Source organism: Mesorhizobium sp. M1342, from assembly GCF_040317955.1.
Taxonomy (GTDB): Bacteria; Pseudomonadota; Alphaproteobacteria; order Rhizobiales; family Rhizobiaceae; genus Mesorhizobium.
Genome location: NZ_JAMYLI010000026.1, coordinates 1 through 18,160, shown reverse-complemented (window position 1 = coordinate 18,160; position 18,160 = coordinate 1). Strand labels below are relative to the sequence as shown.

Annotated in this window: 21 protein-coding genes and 1 pseudogene; 17 read left to right on the top strand and 5 right to left on the bottom strand. The window is 62.1% G+C overall.

The genetic code is table 11. The annotated features are described in order from the left end of the window. Window positions 1-17 precede the first annotated feature (17 nt). Entirely contained in the window at window positions 18-311 is a 294-nt protein-coding gene (locus NKH06_RS24305; protein ID WP_023808620.1) for a hypothetical protein, read from the top strand. Between the two features lie 89 nt (window positions 312-400). On the opposite strand, the gene NKH06_RS24300 is transcribed toward NKH06_RS24305, so the two are convergent. Then, complete coding sequence (locus NKH06_RS24300; protein WP_023808619.1) at window positions 401-1,552, bottom strand: GNAT family N-acetyltransferase; 1,152 nt, start codon at window positions 1,550-1,552, stop codon at window positions 401-403. Continuing rightward, window positions 1,549-2,544, bottom strand: a complete 996-nt coding sequence (locus NKH06_RS24295; RefSeq protein ID WP_023808618.1) for a sterol desaturase family protein — start codon at window positions 2,542-2,544, stop codon at window positions 1,549-1,551. The genes NKH06_RS24300 and NKH06_RS24295 overlap by 4 nt, the downstream gene beginning before the upstream one ends. A 325-nt stretch (window positions 2,545-2,869) precedes the next feature. Here NKH06_RS24295 and NKH06_RS24290 point away from each other — a divergent pair, with 325 nt between their 5' ends. Together NKH06_RS24290 and NKH06_RS24285 are read left to right on the top strand one after the other, a co-directional pair. Further along, complete coding sequence (locus NKH06_RS24290; protein WP_128302488.1) at window positions 2,870-3,634, top strand: TlyA family RNA methyltransferase; 765 nt, start codon at window positions 2,870-2,872, stop codon at window positions 3,632-3,634. Further along, window positions 3,631-4,872 carry a class I SAM-dependent RNA methyltransferase gene (locus NKH06_RS24285; RefSeq protein WP_023808615.1) on the top strand — a complete coding sequence of 414 codons (1,242 nt, stop codon included), beginning with the start codon at window positions 3,631-3,633 and terminating at the stop codon, window positions 4,870-4,872. Before NKH06_RS24290 ends, NKH06_RS24285 begins: the two co-directional genes overlap by 4 nt. A 196-nt stretch (window positions 4,873-5,068) precedes the next feature. On the opposite strand, the gene tldD is transcribed toward NKH06_RS24285, so the two are convergent. Both tldD and NKH06_RS24275 read right to left on the bottom strand, forming a co-directional pair. Continuing rightward, window positions 5,069-6,481 carry a metalloprotease TldD gene (tldD, locus tag NKH06_RS24280; RefSeq protein WP_127811002.1) on the bottom strand — a complete coding sequence of 471 codons (1,413 nt, stop codon included), beginning with the start codon at window positions 6,479-6,481 and terminating at the stop codon, window positions 5,069-5,071. Between the two features lie 157 nt (window positions 6,482-6,638). After that, window positions 6,639-7,193 carry an invasion associated locus B family protein gene (locus NKH06_RS24275; protein WP_023808613.1) on the bottom strand — a complete coding sequence of 185 codons (555 nt, stop codon included), beginning with the start codon at window positions 7,191-7,193 and terminating at the stop codon, window positions 6,639-6,641. Between the two features lie 376 nt (window positions 7,194-7,569). Here NKH06_RS24275 and coxB point away from each other — a divergent pair, with 376 nt between their 5' ends. From coxB to NKH06_RS24205, 14 genes and pseudogenes are all read left to right on the top strand, one after another. Further along, window positions 7,570-8,469: a cytochrome c oxidase subunit II gene (gene coxB, locus NKH06_RS24270; protein WP_031212224.1), complete on the top strand. Its 900-nt coding sequence runs from the start codon at window positions 7,570-7,572 to the stop codon at window positions 8,467-8,469. A 38-nt stretch (window positions 8,470-8,507) separates the two neighbouring features. Beyond that, a complete protein-coding gene (gene ctaD, locus NKH06_RS24265; RefSeq protein ID WP_023808611.1) occupies window positions 8,508-10,160 on the top strand; it encodes a cytochrome c oxidase subunit I in 1,653 nt (550 codons plus the stop codon). 75 nt (window positions 10,161-10,235) lie between these two features. Then, entirely contained in the window at window positions 10,236-11,180 is a 945-nt protein-coding gene (locus tag NKH06_RS24260; RefSeq protein WP_023808610.1) for a heme o synthase, read from the top strand. After that, window positions 11,177-11,341: a cytochrome c oxidase system small membrane protein gene (locus tag NKH06_RS24255; RefSeq protein ID WP_024503613.1), complete on the top strand. Its 165-nt coding sequence runs from the start codon at window positions 11,177-11,179 to the stop codon at window positions 11,339-11,341. The genes NKH06_RS24260 and NKH06_RS24255 overlap by 4 nt, the downstream gene beginning before the upstream one ends. Then, window positions 11,341-11,973 carry a cytochrome c oxidase assembly protein gene (locus tag NKH06_RS24250; RefSeq protein WP_023808609.1) on the top strand — a complete coding sequence of 211 codons (633 nt, stop codon included), beginning with the start codon at window positions 11,341-11,343 and terminating at the stop codon, window positions 11,971-11,973. Before NKH06_RS24255 ends, NKH06_RS24250 begins: the two co-directional genes overlap by 1 nt. A 1-nt stretch (window position 11,974) precedes the next feature. After that, the gene (locus tag NKH06_RS24245) at window positions 11,975-12,856 is read left to right on the top strand and encodes a cytochrome c oxidase subunit 3 (RefSeq protein ID WP_023808608.1); all 882 of its coding nucleotides are present in this window, start codon (window positions 11,975-11,977) and stop codon (window positions 12,854-12,856) included. A 92-nt stretch (window positions 12,857-12,948) separates the two neighbouring features. Next, window positions 12,949-13,440, top strand: a complete 492-nt coding sequence (locus tag NKH06_RS24240) for a L,D-transpeptidase family protein (protein ID WP_352609450.1) — start codon at window positions 12,949-12,951, stop codon at window positions 13,438-13,440. 21 nt (window positions 13,441-13,461) lie between these two features. After that, a complete protein-coding gene (locus NKH06_RS24235) occupies window positions 13,462-13,848 on the top strand; it encodes a DUF983 domain-containing protein (RefSeq protein ID WP_352609452.1) in 387 nt (128 codons plus the stop codon). Next, window positions 13,845-14,600, top strand: a complete 756-nt coding sequence (locus NKH06_RS24230) for an SURF1 family protein (protein WP_023808605.1) — start codon at window positions 13,845-13,847, stop codon at window positions 14,598-14,600. The genes NKH06_RS24235 and NKH06_RS24230 overlap by 4 nt, the downstream gene beginning before the upstream one ends. A gap of 71 nt (window positions 14,601-14,671) precedes the next feature. After that, window positions 14,672-15,682, top strand: a complete 1,011-nt coding sequence (gene ispH / locus NKH06_RS24225; RefSeq protein WP_023808604.1) for a 4-hydroxy-3-methylbut-2-enyl diphosphate reductase — start codon at window positions 14,672-14,674, stop codon at window positions 15,680-15,682. Between the two features lie 5 nt (window positions 15,683-15,687). Further along, the gene (locus NKH06_RS24220) at window positions 15,688-16,650 is read left to right on the top strand and encodes a homoserine kinase (protein ID WP_023808603.1); all 963 of its coding nucleotides are present in this window, start codon (window positions 15,688-15,690) and stop codon (window positions 16,648-16,650) included. A 10-nt stretch (window positions 16,651-16,660) separates the two neighbouring features. Beyond that, window positions 16,661-17,191 carry a ribonuclease HI gene (rnhA, locus tag NKH06_RS24215; protein WP_023808602.1) on the top strand — a complete coding sequence of 177 codons (531 nt, stop codon included), beginning with the start codon at window positions 16,661-16,663 and terminating at the stop codon, window positions 17,189-17,191. Window positions 17,192-17,367: 176 nt separating this feature from the next. Continuing rightward, the gene (locus NKH06_RS24210; RefSeq protein WP_127290846.1) at window positions 17,368-17,649 is read left to right on the top strand and encodes a ribbon-helix-helix domain-containing protein; all 282 of its coding nucleotides are present in this window, start codon (window positions 17,368-17,370) and stop codon (window positions 17,647-17,649) included. Next, a pseudogene (locus tag NKH06_RS24205) lies at window positions 17,639-17,949 on the top strand (type II toxin-antitoxin system RelE/ParE family toxin). Before NKH06_RS24210 ends, NKH06_RS24205 begins: the two are co-directional and overlap by 11 nt. Before the next feature lie 8 nt (window positions 17,950-17,957). On the opposite strand, the gene NKH06_RS24200 reads toward NKH06_RS24205, so the two are convergent. Then, on the bottom strand, window positions 17,958-18,158 hold the full coding sequence (locus tag NKH06_RS24200; protein WP_352894302.1) for a DUF2938 family protein: 201 nt from the start codon (window positions 18,156-18,158) through the stop codon (window positions 17,958-17,960). Window positions 18,159-18,160: the final 2 nt, after the last annotated feature.

Below are 18,160 nucleotides of genomic sequence, written 5' to 3'. Positions count from 1 at the left end.
GCAGGGAGACAACAACAATGAAAACGCTTCTGTGCGGTGCAGCGCTTTGCGCCGTCATCGTCGCGCCGGCCACAGCCGAAACGCGCTATGATCGCAGCCTCGAAAAGGCGGCGATGGGCATCATCGCTGGCAAGATGGGCGACATCCGCGGCGGCTTTTCATTCAAGCAGGTGCCGCAACTGGTGGTTCTGCCGGCCCCTGTTTCCGCGCCTGCGGTTGCCATCGAGCCTGCACGCGAGCAAGCTTCAGGAGGGCGTGAGGATGGGTTGTCTCCAGCCGTCGAGCGTCCGGTTCCGCGAAGCGTATTCTGAGCTGGAGAGCAGCAAGCCTTGATCGGGATTGCCCGATCGTTTCAATGTGCTTGCCGCTGTGCGGGTGATCTAAGAAGGCGCTGGCAATGCTACTCCGCCGCAACCAACTCCGCTTGCTGCGCCGGTTTCTCGGGGCGCCAGGATTGCGCCGCGTGGCGGGCGCGGTCTGCCAGGGCGGCTAGGCGTCCGCGCAGGTTTCGTCCACCCACCACCGACGACAAGGTCACCGAATGCGTCGCAAAGCGGCGCTTGAAATCCTCGCCGCCGCAGAGAAAATCGATCGTGGTCAAGCCCCGGTCAAACGACCACTGGATGTAATCCATCATCAAGACCATGCCTGGCGAGGCCCGTTCGAAGGCCGGATCATAGGTGGTGACGAAAGCCATCATCGTTCCATGCTGCTCGAAATTGATCGATATGGCGATGATCTCGTCTTCGCGTTCGAGCACGAAGATGCGCAGCAATCCAAGCTTGGCCAGAACGGATATGAGTGCCGCCAGCGCGGGGGAACCTTCGTCGAAGAGGTCCGAAACGCGGCCGTGTTTTGCAAGCCATACCCGCTTCAGTGCCGCGACGCGCTCCAGCACCGGCTCGCGGGCTTCGTGCGCGTCCATCAGGCGGAAACGCAGCGCGCCGCCTTCCTCCATGAATTTGTAGCCACGGCGATAGTTTTGCCGGGTTTTTTTCGACTGGCTTTCAAACCATTGTGCGCCGCGTTGCCCGGCGCCGGAAACTCGATAGCTGACCTCGCTGCGGTGGCTTGGCTGCAAGATATTGTCTTGGCCTGGGGCGGCGGGACCGAGCAGGGTCCGGAATCGGGCATCGGGCAACAGACGATTGAGGTAGGCAAGATCGAAGCCGCCATCGTCGAGGATATGTTGCCAGAGTTGCGGCAGGATCTGTGGCTCGGCATCGGGAGCAAGCAGGACATCGCCATAGTCGCAGTGATCTTTCGCCGCCCACTCCAGCATACGGATGCCCGAGCGCCAGAAGGTCGCGAGCGCAATGACGGCCTCGAGGCGCTCGCCGCTCCAGACCATGCCGATCCTGAGACCGCGGCGGTCCTGATGCGGTGTGGTGTGCCACCAGGCCGAGATCCAGTCGGGATGCTGGAAAACGAGGCCGCCGGCGCGTTGCCAGAGCGCTGCCCAGGCGGGCGCGATTTCTGCCAGTCGCGCTGACGACGTCGCAATTTCGATCCGGTGCGTTCGCGGCATCCGGAACACGGCGGGTCCGTTCATGGCTTGCCCCCTTGCGGCGATTGCTGTGGCTCGGGCTTGTCGGTGCGGAAATGTCTGGCGATCTGCCGCCACATCCGCTTCAGCGGCAGAACATAGAGGCCTGCGAGCGACTGGTAGTCGCGCACGTTGCGTTCGATCAAACCGAACTTGAAGTCCTCGTCGGGTCTGGGAACGCATAGCGTTCCGAAGAGCCGATCCCAAAACGAGAAGAGCAGCCCGAAGTTCTTGTCGTAGTGGCGCGGGTCGGTGCTGTGGTGCAATTGATGCCAGTGCGGACACAGGATCAGATTGTTCAATGGTCCAAACGAGATCTTGAAATGCGTGTGCCTGACGAAATCCATCATCAGGATGTTGCGTATGATGTAGACGTTGACGCCGAAGACCGTCAGCTCGACGAGGTTCAGCGACACCAGCGACCAGATCCCGAAGCAGATGCCGGGAATGACGCCGTCCCAGGCCCGGTTCATCAATTCGTCGAGCGGGTGGACGCGATCCTTGGTGATGCCGACCATCACCTCGGCCGAATGGTGGACCTTGTGCAGTTCCCAGAGCACCGGGTAGCGGTGCTGGGCGACGTGATAGAGATAGTACGAAATGTCGTAGGCAAGCAGCATGGTGATGGTGAAGATCGTCACCGTCACCGGCCCTGCCGGTCCTTTGATCAGGGGCGGCTGGATTGCCAGCAGCGTGGAGAGCAACCAGTTCGTCGCATAGCCGACGGCGCTGACGAAGACGACGCCGGCGGGCAGCATGAGGAATGGCATCAGCGCCTTCCGCGTCACCCAGAACAAAAGGTCGGCTTTCGCCGAGGGATGCGTGATGACCTCATGCGGGACTGCGAACTCGAAGAACTCTTTCCAGCTCTTTTTCTCGACCGTGCGCCAGTAGGCGACCAGGGCGCTGACCAAAGCAGTCAGCAACAGAAGTCCGGTCGCCAGCAGGCCGGCGCCGGAAATCCGGTCAAGAACCTTGTAGACGATATCGCTGGCCATTTCCAAGGTTGCCGCCTCTCCATCCGGGTTTTCCGGTCGTCGCGGTCATAACATTGAAGTCCTCAAGCAAATGCGATGAAAATTGGTTAAGAAATCATGAGGCTTTCTAGGTGTTTGGTATTTATCCGCAGGCGGCGAGACCCCATGCTTCGGCGGTCATCCGTCTCAACGGGCGTAACGCATGGATATTCATAAGGATGGTCGGCGGGACGGAACGCCTCACCATCGTCACGGTGCAAGATGCTGGGTGTGACGATGGAACGGGAGACGAAATGCTTCCATCTGGCGCTCTTGCCATCGTCGTCGGCTTTCGCCATGAAGGCCGATGAATTCGCCTTTGCCAGCCAGCGCACGCCAGCGGCTCGACGACCTGCTCGTCCAGCGCGGGCTGTTTGCCAGCCGCTCACGTGCCCGCGACGCGGTCGAGCGTGGCACGGTGACCGTCGACGGCGTCATTGCGCGCAAGCCCGGCCAGAGCGTTTTGCCGCAATGCCTTGTTACCATCGATGATCCGGCGCAAGGCTATGTGTCGCGCGCGGCACTCAAGCTGATCGGTGGGCTCGATCATTTCGGCCTCGACCCTGCCGGCTGTGAAGCGCTCGACATCGGCGCCTCGACCGGCGGCTTCACCCAGGTGTTGCTCGAGCGCGGCGTGGCCCATGTCACCGCGGTCGATGTCGGTCATGGCCAGATGCATCCTGATATCGGCGGCGACCCGCGTGTGACGGTGATCGAAGGACTGAACGCCCGCGACCTCGCTGTTGCCGATCTCAGCGGGCGTATTCCGGATTTCATCGTGTCCGACGTCAGCTTCATCTCGCTGAAACTGGCGCTGCCGCCGGCGCTTGGTCTGGCGAAGGCTGGCGCCAAGGCCATGTTTCTGGTCAAGCCGCAATTCGAGGCGGGCCGTGATGCGATCGGCAAGGGTGGTCTGTTGAAAGATCCCTACGACGCCTCTCGTGTCGCCGGCCTGCTGCAGGATTGGCTGGACTCCGTTCCCGGTTGGCGCTCGCTGGGCCTGCATTTGTCGCCGATCGAGGGCGGCGACGGCAATCGCGAATTCCTGCTCGGTGGGATCAAGGACCGATGAGCGCGCGCTTCAGCATCAGGAAACTTGGCGCTCAGGGCGACGGTGTCGCCGAGACCGAGACAGGGGATCTGTTCATTCCCTTCACACTGCCCGGTGAAACGGTTACCGCCGCGCGCGAAAGGGATCGCGCCATGCTGATGGCGGTGCTGGAATCATCGCCGCTGCGCATCGATCCCGCCTGCCACCATTTCACCGAATGCGGCGGTTGCGCGCTCCAGCATTTCGAAGCCGAAGCCTATCGCCAGTGGAAACGCGAAAAGGTGGCGCACATCCTAAAGGGCAAAGGCATCGATTGCGAGATCGGTGACCTGGTCGCCTGCGCGCCGCAGACGCGCCGCCGTGTCGTGCTTGCCGCCCGCCGCACCGATACAGGCATGCTGCTCGGCTTCCATCGCCATCTGTCGCCAGAGATCATCGCCATATCGGAATGCCCGATCTCGCTGCCGGAGATCGTCGCTTCGCTCGATCGGTTGAAGGCGCTCGCCGAATTGGTCTGCGCAACCACCAAATCGTTCCGGCTGGCGGTCACCGTGACCGGTTCGGGTCTCGATGTCGCGGTTCATGAATCCGGCAAGCTGGGGGAGCATCAGCGCCGCATCGCTGCCAATTTCGTCATGGCGCAGGGCTTTGCCAGGCTGTCCATCGATGACGAAATCATCATCGAGCCGAGGAAGCCGGTGGTCATGTTCGGCAGCGTCGCTGTAGCCTTGCCCCCGGGCGCGTTCCTGCAGGCAACCGAGGCCGCCGAACAGGCGATGGCCGATATCGTCGGCGGGCATCTGAAGCGTGCCAAGAAGGTGGCGGATCTTTTCGCCGGTTGCGGCAGTTTTGCTCTGCGCCTGGCCGCGAAGTCGGAAGTCCATGCGGTGGAGGGCGATGCGGCAGCCCTTTCGGCCCTCGACCGTGGATCGCGTTTCGCCACTGGCCTGAAGCGGGTGACGGGCGAACGCCGCGACCTGTTCCGCCGGCCGCTGACGTTCAAGGAGTTGAATGCGTTCGACGGCCTGGTGTTCGATCCGCCACGCGCCGGCGCCGAGGACCAGTCGAAGCAGATCGCCCGCTCGGATGTTCCCTACGTTGCGGCGGTGTCCTGCAATCCGGTGACGCTCGCGCGGGATTTGCGCATCCTGCTCGACGGTGGCTACACCTTGAAAAGCGTCACCCCGATCGACCAGTTCCTGTGGTCGCCGCATGTCGAGGCAGTGGCGCTGCTGGAGAAGCCGAAGAAGAGGCGGTAGATCATTCGCTGGTTTGGCGACGCCGTGCTTCCGCGAGCACGCCCGTTTCTATTTCTCTCAATGTTTTCGACTTGCCTCTGTTGGGCAGCGACCCGAACACATCCTCGGGTCGCGTTGGGGGAAAGACCGGAGCAGGCCGTGTGAGCTGATCGGCGGTTGACTGGAGGCAACGGATTTTTCTCCAGTGGCCATCGCATCAGACCCGCGTGCCGCCGACCGTCATCTGATTCATGCGCAGATGCGGCTGGCCGACGCCGACGGGCACGCCCTGTCCGGCCTTGCCGCACATGCCGATGCCGGTGTCGAGCTTCATGTCGTTGCCGATCATCGACACGCGGTGCATGGCGTCCGGGCCGTTGCCTATCAGCATCGCGCCCTTGATCGGCTGCGTCACCTTGCCGTTCTCGATCATGTAGGCCTCGGTGCAGCCGAACACGAATTTGCCAGAGGTGATGTCGACCTGGCCGCCACCGAAGGAGACAGCATAAATGCCGTTCTTGACCGAGGCGATGATTTCGTCCGGCTCCATGTCGCCTGATGTCATGTAGGTGTTGGTCATGCGCGGCATCGGCTGGTGGGCGTAGCCTTCGCGACGGCCGTTGCCGGTTGCCTTCATGCCCATCAGCCGGGCGTTCTGGCGATCCTGCATGTAGCCGACCAGCTTGCCGTCTTCGATCAGCACATTGCGGGCCGAAGGCGTGCCTTCGTCGTCGACGGTCAGCGAGCCGCGCCGCTCGGGCATCGTGCCGTCGTCGACGACGGTCACCCCCTTGGCGGCGACCTGCTGGCCTAGCAGGCCGGCGAAGGCCGAGGTCTTCTTGCGGTTGAAATCGCCTTCCAGCCCATGGCCGACGGCCTCGTGCAGCATGACGCCCGGCCAGCCGCTGGACAAGACGATGTCGAAAGTGCCGGCCGGGGCCGGTATGGCCTCGAGATTGACCAGAGCTTGCCTGAGCGCCTCCTTGGCGGCGTGCTTCCAGCTGTCCTCGACCAGGAATTCGCCAAACGCCTTGCGGCCACCCATGCCGTAGGAGCCGCTCTCCTGGCGGTCACCATCGCCGACCACGACGGAGACGTTGATGCGGACCAGCGGGCGGATGTCGCGCACCATTTGGCCATCAGCGCGCACGATCTCGACATGCTGCCAGGATGCGGCGAGCGATGCCGAAACCTGCCGCACGCGCGGATCCTCGGCGCGCAGCCAGGCATCGATTTCCTGCAAGAGCTTTGCCTTGGCCTCGAAGGAAGGCGAGGGGATCGGGTTCTCTTCGCCATAGAGATGGCGGTTGGTGCGGGCGGGTGCGGCGGCAAGCGTCCCGGAATAACCGCCCTTGACGGTTGAAACGGCATCGGCCGCGCGCAGCAGCGAAGCTTCGGAGAGGTCGCTGGAATGGGCATAGCCGCTGGCTTCGCCGGCAACCGCACGCAGGCCAAAACCCTGGTCGGTGTTGAAGTTGGCGGTCTTCAGCCGGCCGTTGTCGAACATCAGCGCTTCGCTCTCGCTATATTCGAGGAACAGCTCGCCGTCATCGGCGCCGTTGATGGTCTCAGCGACGATCTGCTTGATGCGATCGTCTGAAATGTCGAATTGGCCGATCAGGCTGTTCATGGCGCGTCCGTTCACAGGAGGAATGGGTCTTTGCCACGATGTAGGCGCGAAGGTGCGCCGAGACAATCGTTCTGCCGCATTGTGAAGACAAAAGCGGTTTGCCAGCAGCCCGCCGATGTCACTTCTGGTTGATGAAGTCGGTGATGTCGCCGGGCTGTCAGGGGAGCGCGGCGAAGCCGTCGGCAAAACCCTTGAGGTCGACCGGGATGCCGATGCCTTCTTCCGGGGTCTGGAAGACGATGAAGGTGGCCGACGTGCCGGTCTTCAGCGTGTCGAGAAGCGGCTTTTCGAGAATGACCTCGGCATAGCAGCCGTCCTGGAAGCAGCGCACGAAATAGGCGCGGCCGATATCCTTGCCGTCGACATTGAGGCCGAGCCCGTTGGGCAAAAGCACGCCGAGCGGCGCCAGCACGCGCAGGATCTCCGCCTTGTTGTCAGCGGTGCGCAGCACCACGACCGACAATCCCATCTCGGGACGGTCCTCGGCGACGACGTTCTGCATCATCACGCATTGTTCCGAGGTGGCGCCGGCCGGTGTGTCGCAGATGATCGACCATGCGCCATGCGTCGAGCGCACGGTGCCGCTCGGCTGCGCGGCGTTGGCCGTGCCGGACACGATCGCGGACAAGCCGATGCCAGACAGGGCGGCGAGAAAGATGACCTTCGCCCAGTTTCTCGAAAACCGAGAGTTTCTCGAAAGCCAGTAATTCATGACGGCTCCATTGCGAATCACGGCACTTTAAGCCGCGCCAAAGCCAAGTAAAGGACGAGACCGCACCAGGTCTGCCCCGAAAAAGCCAATAGGGCGCTTTTCCCTGCCAATTTCGCCCGAATTGCGACGTTCGGCACGTGCGGCCCGCGGGAATGCTGCTGCGGGCTCACTGTAGGCGATTCGGTGCTGCCGCGGCTGCCGCCAAAGGCACATCCGGGCTTGCGCGCAAAAATGCCGCACGGTTTCGTCCGCTCCTTTCTTGCGGAGGGAAAAAGAGTATGGTTTGAACCAGCTTGAAACTGTCGGGATTCCCGTCCCGGCATTGTTCGTTATTCTCGTGAGTACCGCAGCGAGGAACTGGGAGACGATGAGGGCGATGAGAAATTTCCTGGCAAACGCCAAGGTTCCAGCAAGTGCCAAGTTTCTAAGTGCTTGTGCCGCTATCACGTTTTTCGCCGGCGCATCCGCCCATGCCGACCAGCCCAAGAACTGGGAGACAACCTTCCAGGCGCCGGCGACCGACATGATGCGGCAGATCGAGTGGTTCGGAAACTACACAATGTGGTTCATCGTCCCGATCACCATCCTGGTGCTGCTTCTGCTCGCCTACTGCATCGTCAGATTCCGCGCGAGCGCCAACCCGGTTCCGTCCAAGACCAGCCACAACACGTGGATCGAGTTGATCTGGACGATCGGGCCAGTCGTCATCCTGCTGCTCATCGCCATTCCCTCGTTCCAGCTGCTGACCGCGCAATATACGCCGCCGGAAGAAGCAAAGCTGACCGTCAAGGCGACCGGCAACCAGTGGAACTGGGACTACGAGTACCAGACCGAAAACACGCTCTCCTTCAACTCCGCGATCCTCCAGGACGGTGATCGGGCCGGCGCCGGCAAGGAGGACCGCAAGGTCTATCCGCGCCTGCTGGCCGTCGACAACGAACTGGTGGTGCCGGTCAACACCATGACCCGCGTGCTCGTCACCGCGACCGACGTGATCCACTCCTTTGCCATGCCGTCGTTCGGTATCAAGATCGATGCCATTCCGGGCCGCACCAACGAGACTTGGTTCAAGGCGGAGAAGGAAGGTATTTTTTACGGCCAGTGCTCGCAGCTCTGCGGCAAGGATCATGCCTTCATGCCGATCGCCATCCGCGTCGTCTCCGATGCGCAGTTCAAGACCTGGCTGGCGGCAGCCAAGACCGATCTGCCCGGCGCCAACAAGACGCTGATGGCCGAGGTCGACGGCCAGAACAAGGTAGCGGCCGCCGGCAACTGATGCCGCGGGTTAGCAAGATTTAGGGAACGGAGCGGAACATGGCAGACGCTGCAGCTCACGACGGGCATGACCACAAGCCTTATCACGGCTGGGTCCGCTGGGTTTATTCGACCAATCACAAGGACATCGGCACGCTCTACCTGATCTTCGCGATCATGGCCGGCATCATCGGCGGTGCCTTGTCGGTCGCCATCCGCATGGAGCTGCAGGAGCCTGGCATCCAAATCTTCAGCGGCCTGGCGCAGATGGTCTATGGCATGAACGGTGACGCCGCGATCGACGGCGGCAAGAGCATGTACAATGCCTTCGCCACCGCGCACGCCCTGATCATGATCTTCTTCATGGTCATGCCGGCGCTGATCGGCGGTTTCGCCAACTGGATGGTTCCGATCATGATCGGCGCGCCCGACATGGCGTTCCCGCGCATGAACAACATCTCCTTCTGGCTGTTGCCGCCGGCCTTCATCCTGCTTCTCACCTCGATGTTCGTGCCGAGCGCGCCGGGCGCCTTTGGCGTCGGTGGCGGCTGGACGCTCTATCCGCCGCTTTCGACCTCGGGCCAGCCCGGGCCGGCCATGGATCTGGCGATCCTGTCGATCCACATTGCCGGTGCGTCGTCGATCCTCGGCGCCATCAACTTCATCACCACCATCTTCAACATGCGCGCGCCTGGCATGACGCTGCACAAGATGCCGCTGTTTGCCTGGTCGGTGCTGATCACCGCCTTCCTGCTCCTGCTGTCGTTGCCGGTTCTGGCCGGTGGCATCACCATGCTGCTTACCGACCGCAATTTCGGCACCACCTTCTTTGCGCCCGACGGCGGCGGCGACCCGATCCTCTTCCAGCACCTGTTCTGGTTCTTCGGTCACCCTGAAGTGTACATCCTGATCCTGCCGGGCTTCGGCATCATCAGTCACGTCATCTCGACCTTCTCGAGGAAGCCGGTGTTCGGCTATCTCGGCATGGCCTATGCCATGGTGGCGATCGGCGCCGTCGGCTTCATCGTGTGGGCGCACCACATGTACACGACCGGCCTGTCGCTCGACACGCAGCGCTATTTCGTCTTCGCCACCATGGTCATCGCGGTGCCGACAGGCGTGAAGATTTTCTCCTGGATCGCGACGATGTGGGGCGGGTCGATTTCGTTCAAGACGCCGATGCTGTGGGCGCTGGGCTTCATCTTCCTGTTCACCATCGGCGGCGTCACCGGCGTCCAGCTGGCCAATGCCGGCCTCGACCGCTCGCTGCATGACACCTATTTCGTCATTGCCCACTTCCACTACGTGCTGTCACTGGGCGCGGTGTTCGCCATCTTCGCCGGCTGGTACTACTGGTTCCCGAAGATGACCGGCTACATGTATTCGCCCGTCATCGCCAACACCCACTTCTGGGTCACCTTCGTCGGCGTGAACCTGATCTTCTTCCCGCAGCACTTCCTCGGTCTCGCCGGCATGCCGCGCCGCACCATCGACTACCCCGATGCGTTTGCCGGCTGGAATTATGTGTCGTCCATCGGCTCGTATATCTCGGCCATCGGCGTCCTGATCTTCCTCTATGGCGTGTTCGAGGCCTTCCAGAAGAAGCGGATCGCCGGCGCCAACCCATGGGGCGAGGGCGCAACGACGCTCGAATGGCAGCTGCCTTCGCCGCCGCCCTTCCACCAGTGGGAACAGCTGCCGAAAATCAAGTAAGGCGGCTGCCCGCTCGAATACGAAACCGCCGGTCCGCCGGCGGTTTTGGCCAACGGATGATGGACTTAAGTACGCATGGCCCTTGTCGACGACCCATTGATTGACGAAGCGGGCTTTCGCATGTCGGAAGCGACGGCGGGCGATTTCTTCGCGCTGCTGAAGCCGCGCGTCATGTCGCTGGTGGTGTTCACCGCCTTTGTCGGCCTTGTCGCCGCACCCGTGACCATCAACCCTCTGCTGGCGGTGATCGCCATCCTGGCTATTGCAATAGGTGCTGGTGCCTCCGGCGCGCTCAACATGTGGTACGATGCCGACATCGATGCCGTGATGACCAGGACCGCCACCCGCCCGGTCCCGGCCGGTCGCATCCAGCCGCACGAAGCGCTGACCTTCGGGCTGGTGCTGTCGGTGCTGTCGGTGATGACGCTCGGCGTACTGGTCAACTGGCTGGCGGCGACGCTGCTTGCCTTCACCATCTTTTTCTACGCCGTCGTCTACACGATGTGGCTGAAGCGCTGGACGCCGCAGAACATCGTCATCGGCGGCGCCGCCGGCGCCATTCCGCCTGTGATCGGCTGGGCCGCGGTGACCGGGACAGTCAGCCTCGAAAGCATTGTCCTGTTCCTGATCATCTTCCTGTGGACGCCGCCGCATTTCTGGGCGCTGGCGCTGTTCAAGTCCGAGGACTATGCCAAGGCCGGCATTCCGATGATGCCCAACGTCGCCGGCCACGCTTCGACCCGCCGCCAGATCTTCGCCTATGCGCTGGTGCTGGCCCCGGTCGGCGTGCTGCCGTGGCTGCTTGGCTACACCACGCCGTTCTATGGCGTGGCCGCCCTGCTTCTGGGAGTCGGTTTTGTCTGGTACGCGTGGAAAGTGCTTGGCATGGCCGACGATGACGGCGTCATGAAACCGGCCAAGGCCCTGTTCGCCTATTCGCTGCTTTACCTCTTCGCCATCTTCGCTGCCTATCTGGCCGACAGCGTTGTCGAACGCGCGCTTGCCATGGGTGGAGCATGACCATGATCGAGGAAAAGCTCGAGACCGTCACGTTGACCGAGCGTCAGAAGAAGGCGCAGCGCAGCCGTTCTATCGCCATCGGTGTGGCGCTGGCGCTGCTGGTGGTCATTTTCTACATCGCGACGATCGTGAAGTTCGGCCACAATCTGGGCACGATGTGATGAGCGTCGAGACCTCAAAAAAAACGGCTGGCAAGAACGGCAACGTCATCGTCGCGGCTGTCTGCCTCGCCTTTTTCACCGGCATGATCGGCATGGCCTATGCCGCGGTGCCGCTTTACAAAATGTTTTGCCAGGCCACCGGCTATGGCGGCACGACGCAACGTGCCGAGAAGCAGTATGCCGGCCGCGTGCTCGACCGCGAGATCACTGTCCGCTTCGATGCCAACATCGCTGGCGTGCCGTGGGAGTTCCAGCCGGTCCAGCGCTCGATGACGATGAAGATCGGCGAGACCGTGCAGGCGCACTATCAGGCGACCAACAAGTTCGATCGTCCCGTGACCGGCCGCGCTACCTTCAACGTGCAGCCTGAACTGGCAGGTCCCTATTTCAACAAGGTCGAGTGCTTCTGCTTCACCGACACGACGCTGAAGCCCGGGGAGACGCTGGACATGCCGGTGCTGTTCTACGTGGACCCCGACATCGTCAATGTGCCGGAGCTCAAGGACGTGAAGACGATCACTCTGTCCTACACGATGTTCCCGGTCGAGAAGACCAAGCCGGTCGCCTCCTCGGAGCCGGCCGAGGGCAACAGCAAGACAATTTCGAATACCGAAGCAAATCTCGGGGGTTGATATGGCAGACGCGCACGCAAAACCACAGCATGACTATCATCTCGTCGACCCGAGCCCGTGGCCTTTCCTGGGATCGGTAGGCGCACTTGTCACCGCCTTTGGCGGCGTCTGCCTGATGGAGTACCTGAAGGGCGGCTCGTTCCCGATCTTCGGCTTCAACATCGCCAATCCATGGCTGTTCTTCATCGGCCTCGTGATCATCCTCTACACCATGTTCGCCTGGTGGTCGGACACCATTAAGGAAGCGCATGAGGGCCATCACACGCGTGTCGTGTCGCTGCATCTGCGCTACGGCATGATCATGTTCATCGCCTCTGAGGTGATGTTCTTCGTTGCCTGGTTCTGGGCCTATTTCGATGCCAGCCTGTTTCCGAGCGAAGCCCAGCAATATGCCCGCACCGCGTTTACCGGCGGTGTCTGGCCGCCGAAGGGCATGGAAGTTCTCGATCCTTTCCATTTGCCGCTCTACAACACCGTCATCCTGCTGCTGTCCGGCACCACGGTGACCTGGGCGCACCATTCGCTCATCCATGGCGATCGCAAAGGCCTGATCAATGGCCTGGTGCTGACTGTTGGCCTCGGCATGCTGTTCACCATGGTGCAGGCCTACGAGTACATGCATGCTCCGTTCGCCTTCAAGGATTCCATCTATGGCGCCACCTTTTTCATGGCGACCGGCTTCCACGGTTTCCACGTCATCATCGGCACCATCTTCCTGTTGGTCTGCCTGATCCGGGCGATGAAGGGTGATTTCACCCCCAAGCAGCATTTCGGCTTCGAGGCGGCCGCCTGGTACTGGCACTTCGTCGACGTGGTCTGGCTTTTCCTGTTCGCCTCGATCTACGTCTGGGGATCGGTCGGCGCGGTGATCGAGGGCCACTGATCCTGGCCTGAGGAATTTCCGTTTCGAGAAGGCGGCCGCGGCAACGTGGCCGCCTTCTTCTTTTTGGCGCAATGATCGCTGATCGATAGCCAATGCGGCTGACAATTTTCCGGGCCATTTGCGCATTGATGATCGCGGCACTCCCGGCCTTTGCCGGCGAGAAGGTGGATTTGGTGCGTGTCCACAAAGCCGAACGCCGGCTGGAACTGATCGGCGACGGCAAGATCCTGCGCAGCTACGGCATCGCACTCGGCGGCGATCCTGTCGGGCATAAGCACCAGGAGGGCGATCAACGCACGCCCGAGGGGAACTATGTCCTCGACTGGCGCAACCCGAACAGCATCGCGCACAGATCGATCCATATTTCGTACCCCAACACCGACGATCTGGCGGCCGCCAAGGCGCGCAATGTCGACGCGGGCGGCATGATCATGATCCACGGCCAGCCAAACGGTTATGGCTGGTGGGGCTGGCTGCTTCAATTGGTCGACTGGACCGACGGCTGCATTGCGGTTACGGACTCCGATATGGACGAAATCTGGGCGATGGTGGCCGATGGCACACCGATCGAGATCGAGCGGTAGGCAATGAGCGACGACGCTCCCATGAGTGAAGACAGGGCGATCTGGCCGCCGATCGATCCGATCTCGGCCGGCCTGCATGGCCGCTGCCCGCGTTGCGGCGAGGGGCGGTTGTTCTCCGGCTTCCTCACCGTCGGCAAGCGATGCGTCAATTGCGGCCTCGATTATTCCTACGCTGATGCCGGCGACGGGCCGGCGGTGTTCGTGATCCTGATCATCGGCTTTATCATCGTCGGCCTGGCGCTCTGGGTAGAAGTCACGCTCAGCCCGCCGCTCTGGCTGCATCTGCTGGTCTGGATTCCGTTGGCTATCGTGCTGTGCTTGACGACGCTGCGGCTGATCAAGGGCGTGCTGCTGACGCTGCAATACCGCAACAAAGCGGCCGAGGGCCGGCTGGATCGCGGCGAATGAGCGAGGCTTCCGTTAAAACTGACGGTCGTTCGCGACCGCGATCGGCATTGCTGCTCGGCCTTGGCCTTATGCTGTTCCTGATCCTGCTGGTGCTCGGCACCTGGCAAGTGCAGCGCCTGTATTGGAAGGAAGGCCTTCTGCAGACCATCGACCAGCGTACCCATTCGGCGCCCTTGCCGTTGGTTGCGGTCGAGAAAGAGTTCGCCGCCACCGGGGATGTCGACTATACGCCGGTTACCGTCACCGGCACGTTCCTGCATCAAGGCGAACGCCATTTCTACGCAACCTGGGAAGGTGACGCCGGCTTCAATGTCTACACGCCGCTGGCGCTCGACGACGGCCGCTTCGTCCTGATCAATCGCGGCTTCGTGCCTTACGATCTGAAGGACGCCGCCAAGCGCGCCAAGGGACAGGTGACTGGCAGAGTGACCGTGACCGGGCTGGCCCGCAACCCGCTGCCGGCGAAGCCGTCGATGATGCTGCCCGACAACGACGTGGCGAAGAACATCTTCTACTGGAAGGACCGCGACGTGATGGCTGCGAGCGCCGGTCTGCCGGCGGGCGCCGCGCTGGTGCCGATCTTCATCGACGCAGACAAGACGCCAAACCCGGGCGGCTTGCCGGTTGGCGGCGTCACCATCATCGACCTCCCGAACAGCCATCTGCAATATGCGATGACTTGGTACGGGCTTGCCGCGGCGCTCGCAGCCGTGCTCATCCTGCGGCTTCGCCGTCCCGCGAAAGACGAATGAACGCGGCTGATGCCCTTGACAGGGCAGGGGTGCGCACCTCATTTCGGCTTTGATCAACCGGCCCGGATTTAATGCTTCAGACAACCACCAAACCACCTCTGACGATCCGGCTCTGCCAGCCGCGCGGTTTCTGCGCCGGTGTCGACCGTGCCATCCAGATCGTCGTGCTGGCGCTGAAGAAATATGGCGCGCCGGTCTATGTCCGCCATGAGATAGTGCACAACCGCTACGTCGTCGAGGGGCTGCAAAGCCTTGGCGCCGTCTTCATCGAGGAACTCTCCGAGATACCGGCCGAACATCGGCAGTCGCCCGTCGTGTTCTCGGCGCATGGCGTGCCGAAATCGGTGCCGGCGGATGCGAAGGCGCGCAATCTCTTCTATCTCGATGCCACCTGCCCGCTGGTGTCGAAGGTCCACAAGCAAGCGATGCGCCATCAGCGGCTCGGCCGTCATGTGCTGTTGATTGGTCACGCCGGCCATCCCGAGGTGATCGGCACCATGGGCCAGCTGCCGGACGGAGCGGTGACGCTGATCGAAACCGAAGCCGATGCCGCAAAGCTCTCGCCCGCCGATCCGCAGGCGCTCGGCTTCGTTACCCAGACCACATTGTCGGTCGAGGACACCGCCGGCATCATCCGCGCCTTGCAGGATCGCTTTCCGGCGCTGCAGGCACCGGCGGCGGAATCGATCTGCTATGCCACCACCAACCGCCAGGAAGCCGTCAAGGACACCGCGCCGGGCGCCGATCTCTATCTGATCGTCGGCGCGCCGAATTCCTCCAATTCGCGACGACTTGTCGAAGTCGCGGAGCGTGCAGGCGCCACCATGTCGCTTCTCGTGCAGCGCGCCGCCGAGATTCCGTGGAATGACATCGGCAACATCTCGACGCTCGGCCTGTCGGCCGGCGCGTCGGCGCCCGAAATCATCGTCGACGAGATCATCGACGCGTTCCGGCAGCGCTTCGATGTCACGATCGATCTGGCCATCACGGCCACGGAAACGGAGGATTTTCCGGTCATGCGGGTATTGCGCGATGTCGAACTGACGCGGGCCGACATGGCCTTCGTCAATGGAGCCGCGTAAGCCACATGGCGGTCTACACCGACGTTGCGGAAGGCGAACTCGGCGCATTCCTGAAGCACTATCCGGTCGGCGATCTCCTGTCCTACAAGGGCATCGCCGAAGGTACCGAGAACTCGAACTTCCTGCTGCACACCTCCAGCGGCTCCTACATCCTGACGCTCTATGAGAAGCGCGTCGAAAAGGCGGATTTGCCGTTTTTCCTGGGGCTAATGGGCCATCTCGCCAACAAGGGCGTGTCCTGCCCGCTGCCGGTGACCGCGCATGACGGCAGCGTCATCGGCACGCTCGCCGGCCGGCCGGCGGTCATCATCACCTTCCTGGAAGGGCTTTCGTTGCGGCGGCCCACAGCAACGCATTGCGCCGAGGTCGGCAAGGCGCTGGCGCAATTGCATCTGGCCGGCGCCGATTTTTCGATGACGCGTCCGAATGCCCTGGCCATCGACGGCTGGCGCAAGCTCTGGGATGCAGCGCGCGATCGCGCAGACGAGGTCGAGCCGGGTCTGGCCGCCGAGGTCGATGCCGACTTTGCCGATTTCGAGCGCAACTGGCCCAAAGACCTGCCGCAAGGCATCATCCATGCCGATCTTTTCCCCGACAACGTTTTCTTCCTCGGCGAAAAACTGTCCGGCCTGATCGATTTCTATTTCGCCTGCGACGACCTCTACGCCTACGATGTCGCCACCTGTCTCAACGCCTGGTGCTTCGAGAAGGATTTTTCCTTCAATCTCACCAAGGGCAAGGCGCTGCTCGCCGGCTACCAGAGCCTCCGGCCCCTGAGCGACCAGGAAAAGGCTGCGCTGCCGATGCTGGCGCGCGGTTCGGCGTTGCGCTTCATGCTGACCCGGCTGTACGACTGGTTGACCGTTCCCGATGGCGGGCTGGTGATGAAACGCGATCCGACCGAATACATCAGAAGGATGCGGTTCCACCGGGCGATCAAATCGTCTTCGGAATATGGATTGGCCTGATATGAGTATCATGAGCAAACAGGTTGAGATCTTCACCGACGGCGCCTGTTCGGGCAATCCCGGCCCCGGCGGCTGGGGCGCGATCCTGCGCTTCAACGGCACCACCAAGGAGCTTTCCGGCGGCGAAGCCGAGACGACCAACAACCGCATGGAACTGTTGGCCGCCATTTCGGCGCTGAACGCGCTGAAGGAACCGTGCACGGTCGACCTTCACACCGACAGCAAGTATGTCATGGACGGTATTTCCAAGTGGATCCACGGCTGGAAGAAGAACGGCTGGAAGACCGCCGACAAGAAGCCTGTGAAGAACGGTGAACTCTGGCAGGCGCTCGACGAGGCCAACAAGCGCCACAAGGTCACCTGGAACTGGGTCAAGGGCCATGACGGTCATGTCGAGAACGAGCGCGCCGACGAGCTTGCGCGTGAAGGCATGGCACCGTTCAAGAAAGGTCCGTTCAAGCCTGCAGCCGCGCCAAAGCCTGCTGCGCCGGCCAAACAACCGGCAATCGCGAAAGTGCGGCGCTCGACCCAGAGCTATTGAATTTCCGGAGCGGCGCGGCTAGGCGCGCATCGCGTTATCAACGGTTGACGGCCGACGACAGGCTGCCTTGACCAGCGTCCAGCGGACGTAAGGCCTTTGGTGGCGTCGCAGTTGCTCCAGAATACGGAGGGAGTAATATTTCCTACCATAGAGCAAAATGCGATAAGGAAACGGGCGTGGCAAACGTAGAAAAAATGAGCGTGGCTGTGACCCCGCAACAAGCAGCTGTGATGCGTGAGGCTGTCGAGGCGGGCGAGTATGCCACCGCAAGCGAGATTGTGCGTGAAGCGGTGCGGGATTGGCTGGCCAAGCGTGAACTTCGGCACGACGATATCCGCCGGCTAAGGCACCTGTGGGATGAAGGCAAGGCAAGTGGGAGGCCGGAGCCTGTGGATTTCGACGCGTTGCGAAAGGAAGCTCGGCGAAGGCTGGCGGAAGCCTCGCGGAATGACCGTTAGGCTGGTCTGGTCACCCGCGGCCAAGGCGGACCTCATCGACGTCTACGTGATGATAGGCAGCGAAAACATACGAGCGGCCGATCGCTATTATGATCAACTAGAAGCGCGGGCCTTGCAGCTGGCAGACCATCCGCGCATGGGTGTTAGGCACCCGATATCAGGTCTTCCGTACGGATGCTGGTGGAGGCGCCGTTTGTACTGCTCTACGAAACGATTCCGGACACGGATGATGGCCCTGTTGAGTGGGTTGAAATCGTCCGTGTGGTGGACGGCCGGCGGGATCTGAACCGTTTATTCTAGCGAGCTGTTTATCGGATCAGCAGCGCTGTACCCCAAAGCCCGAGCGCGAACACCGTATGCGACACCAGGTTCAGCGCACGGATCAGCATCGGGTTGGGGGGGGGCGATGGGGCCCACCCCGCGCCCCACCCGGGTGGGACGTTGATACACCCCCGCGCCCCCCGGGACGTGCCCGGGGTGTACGCCGGCCGGGAATTAGGGCGCGGCAGCC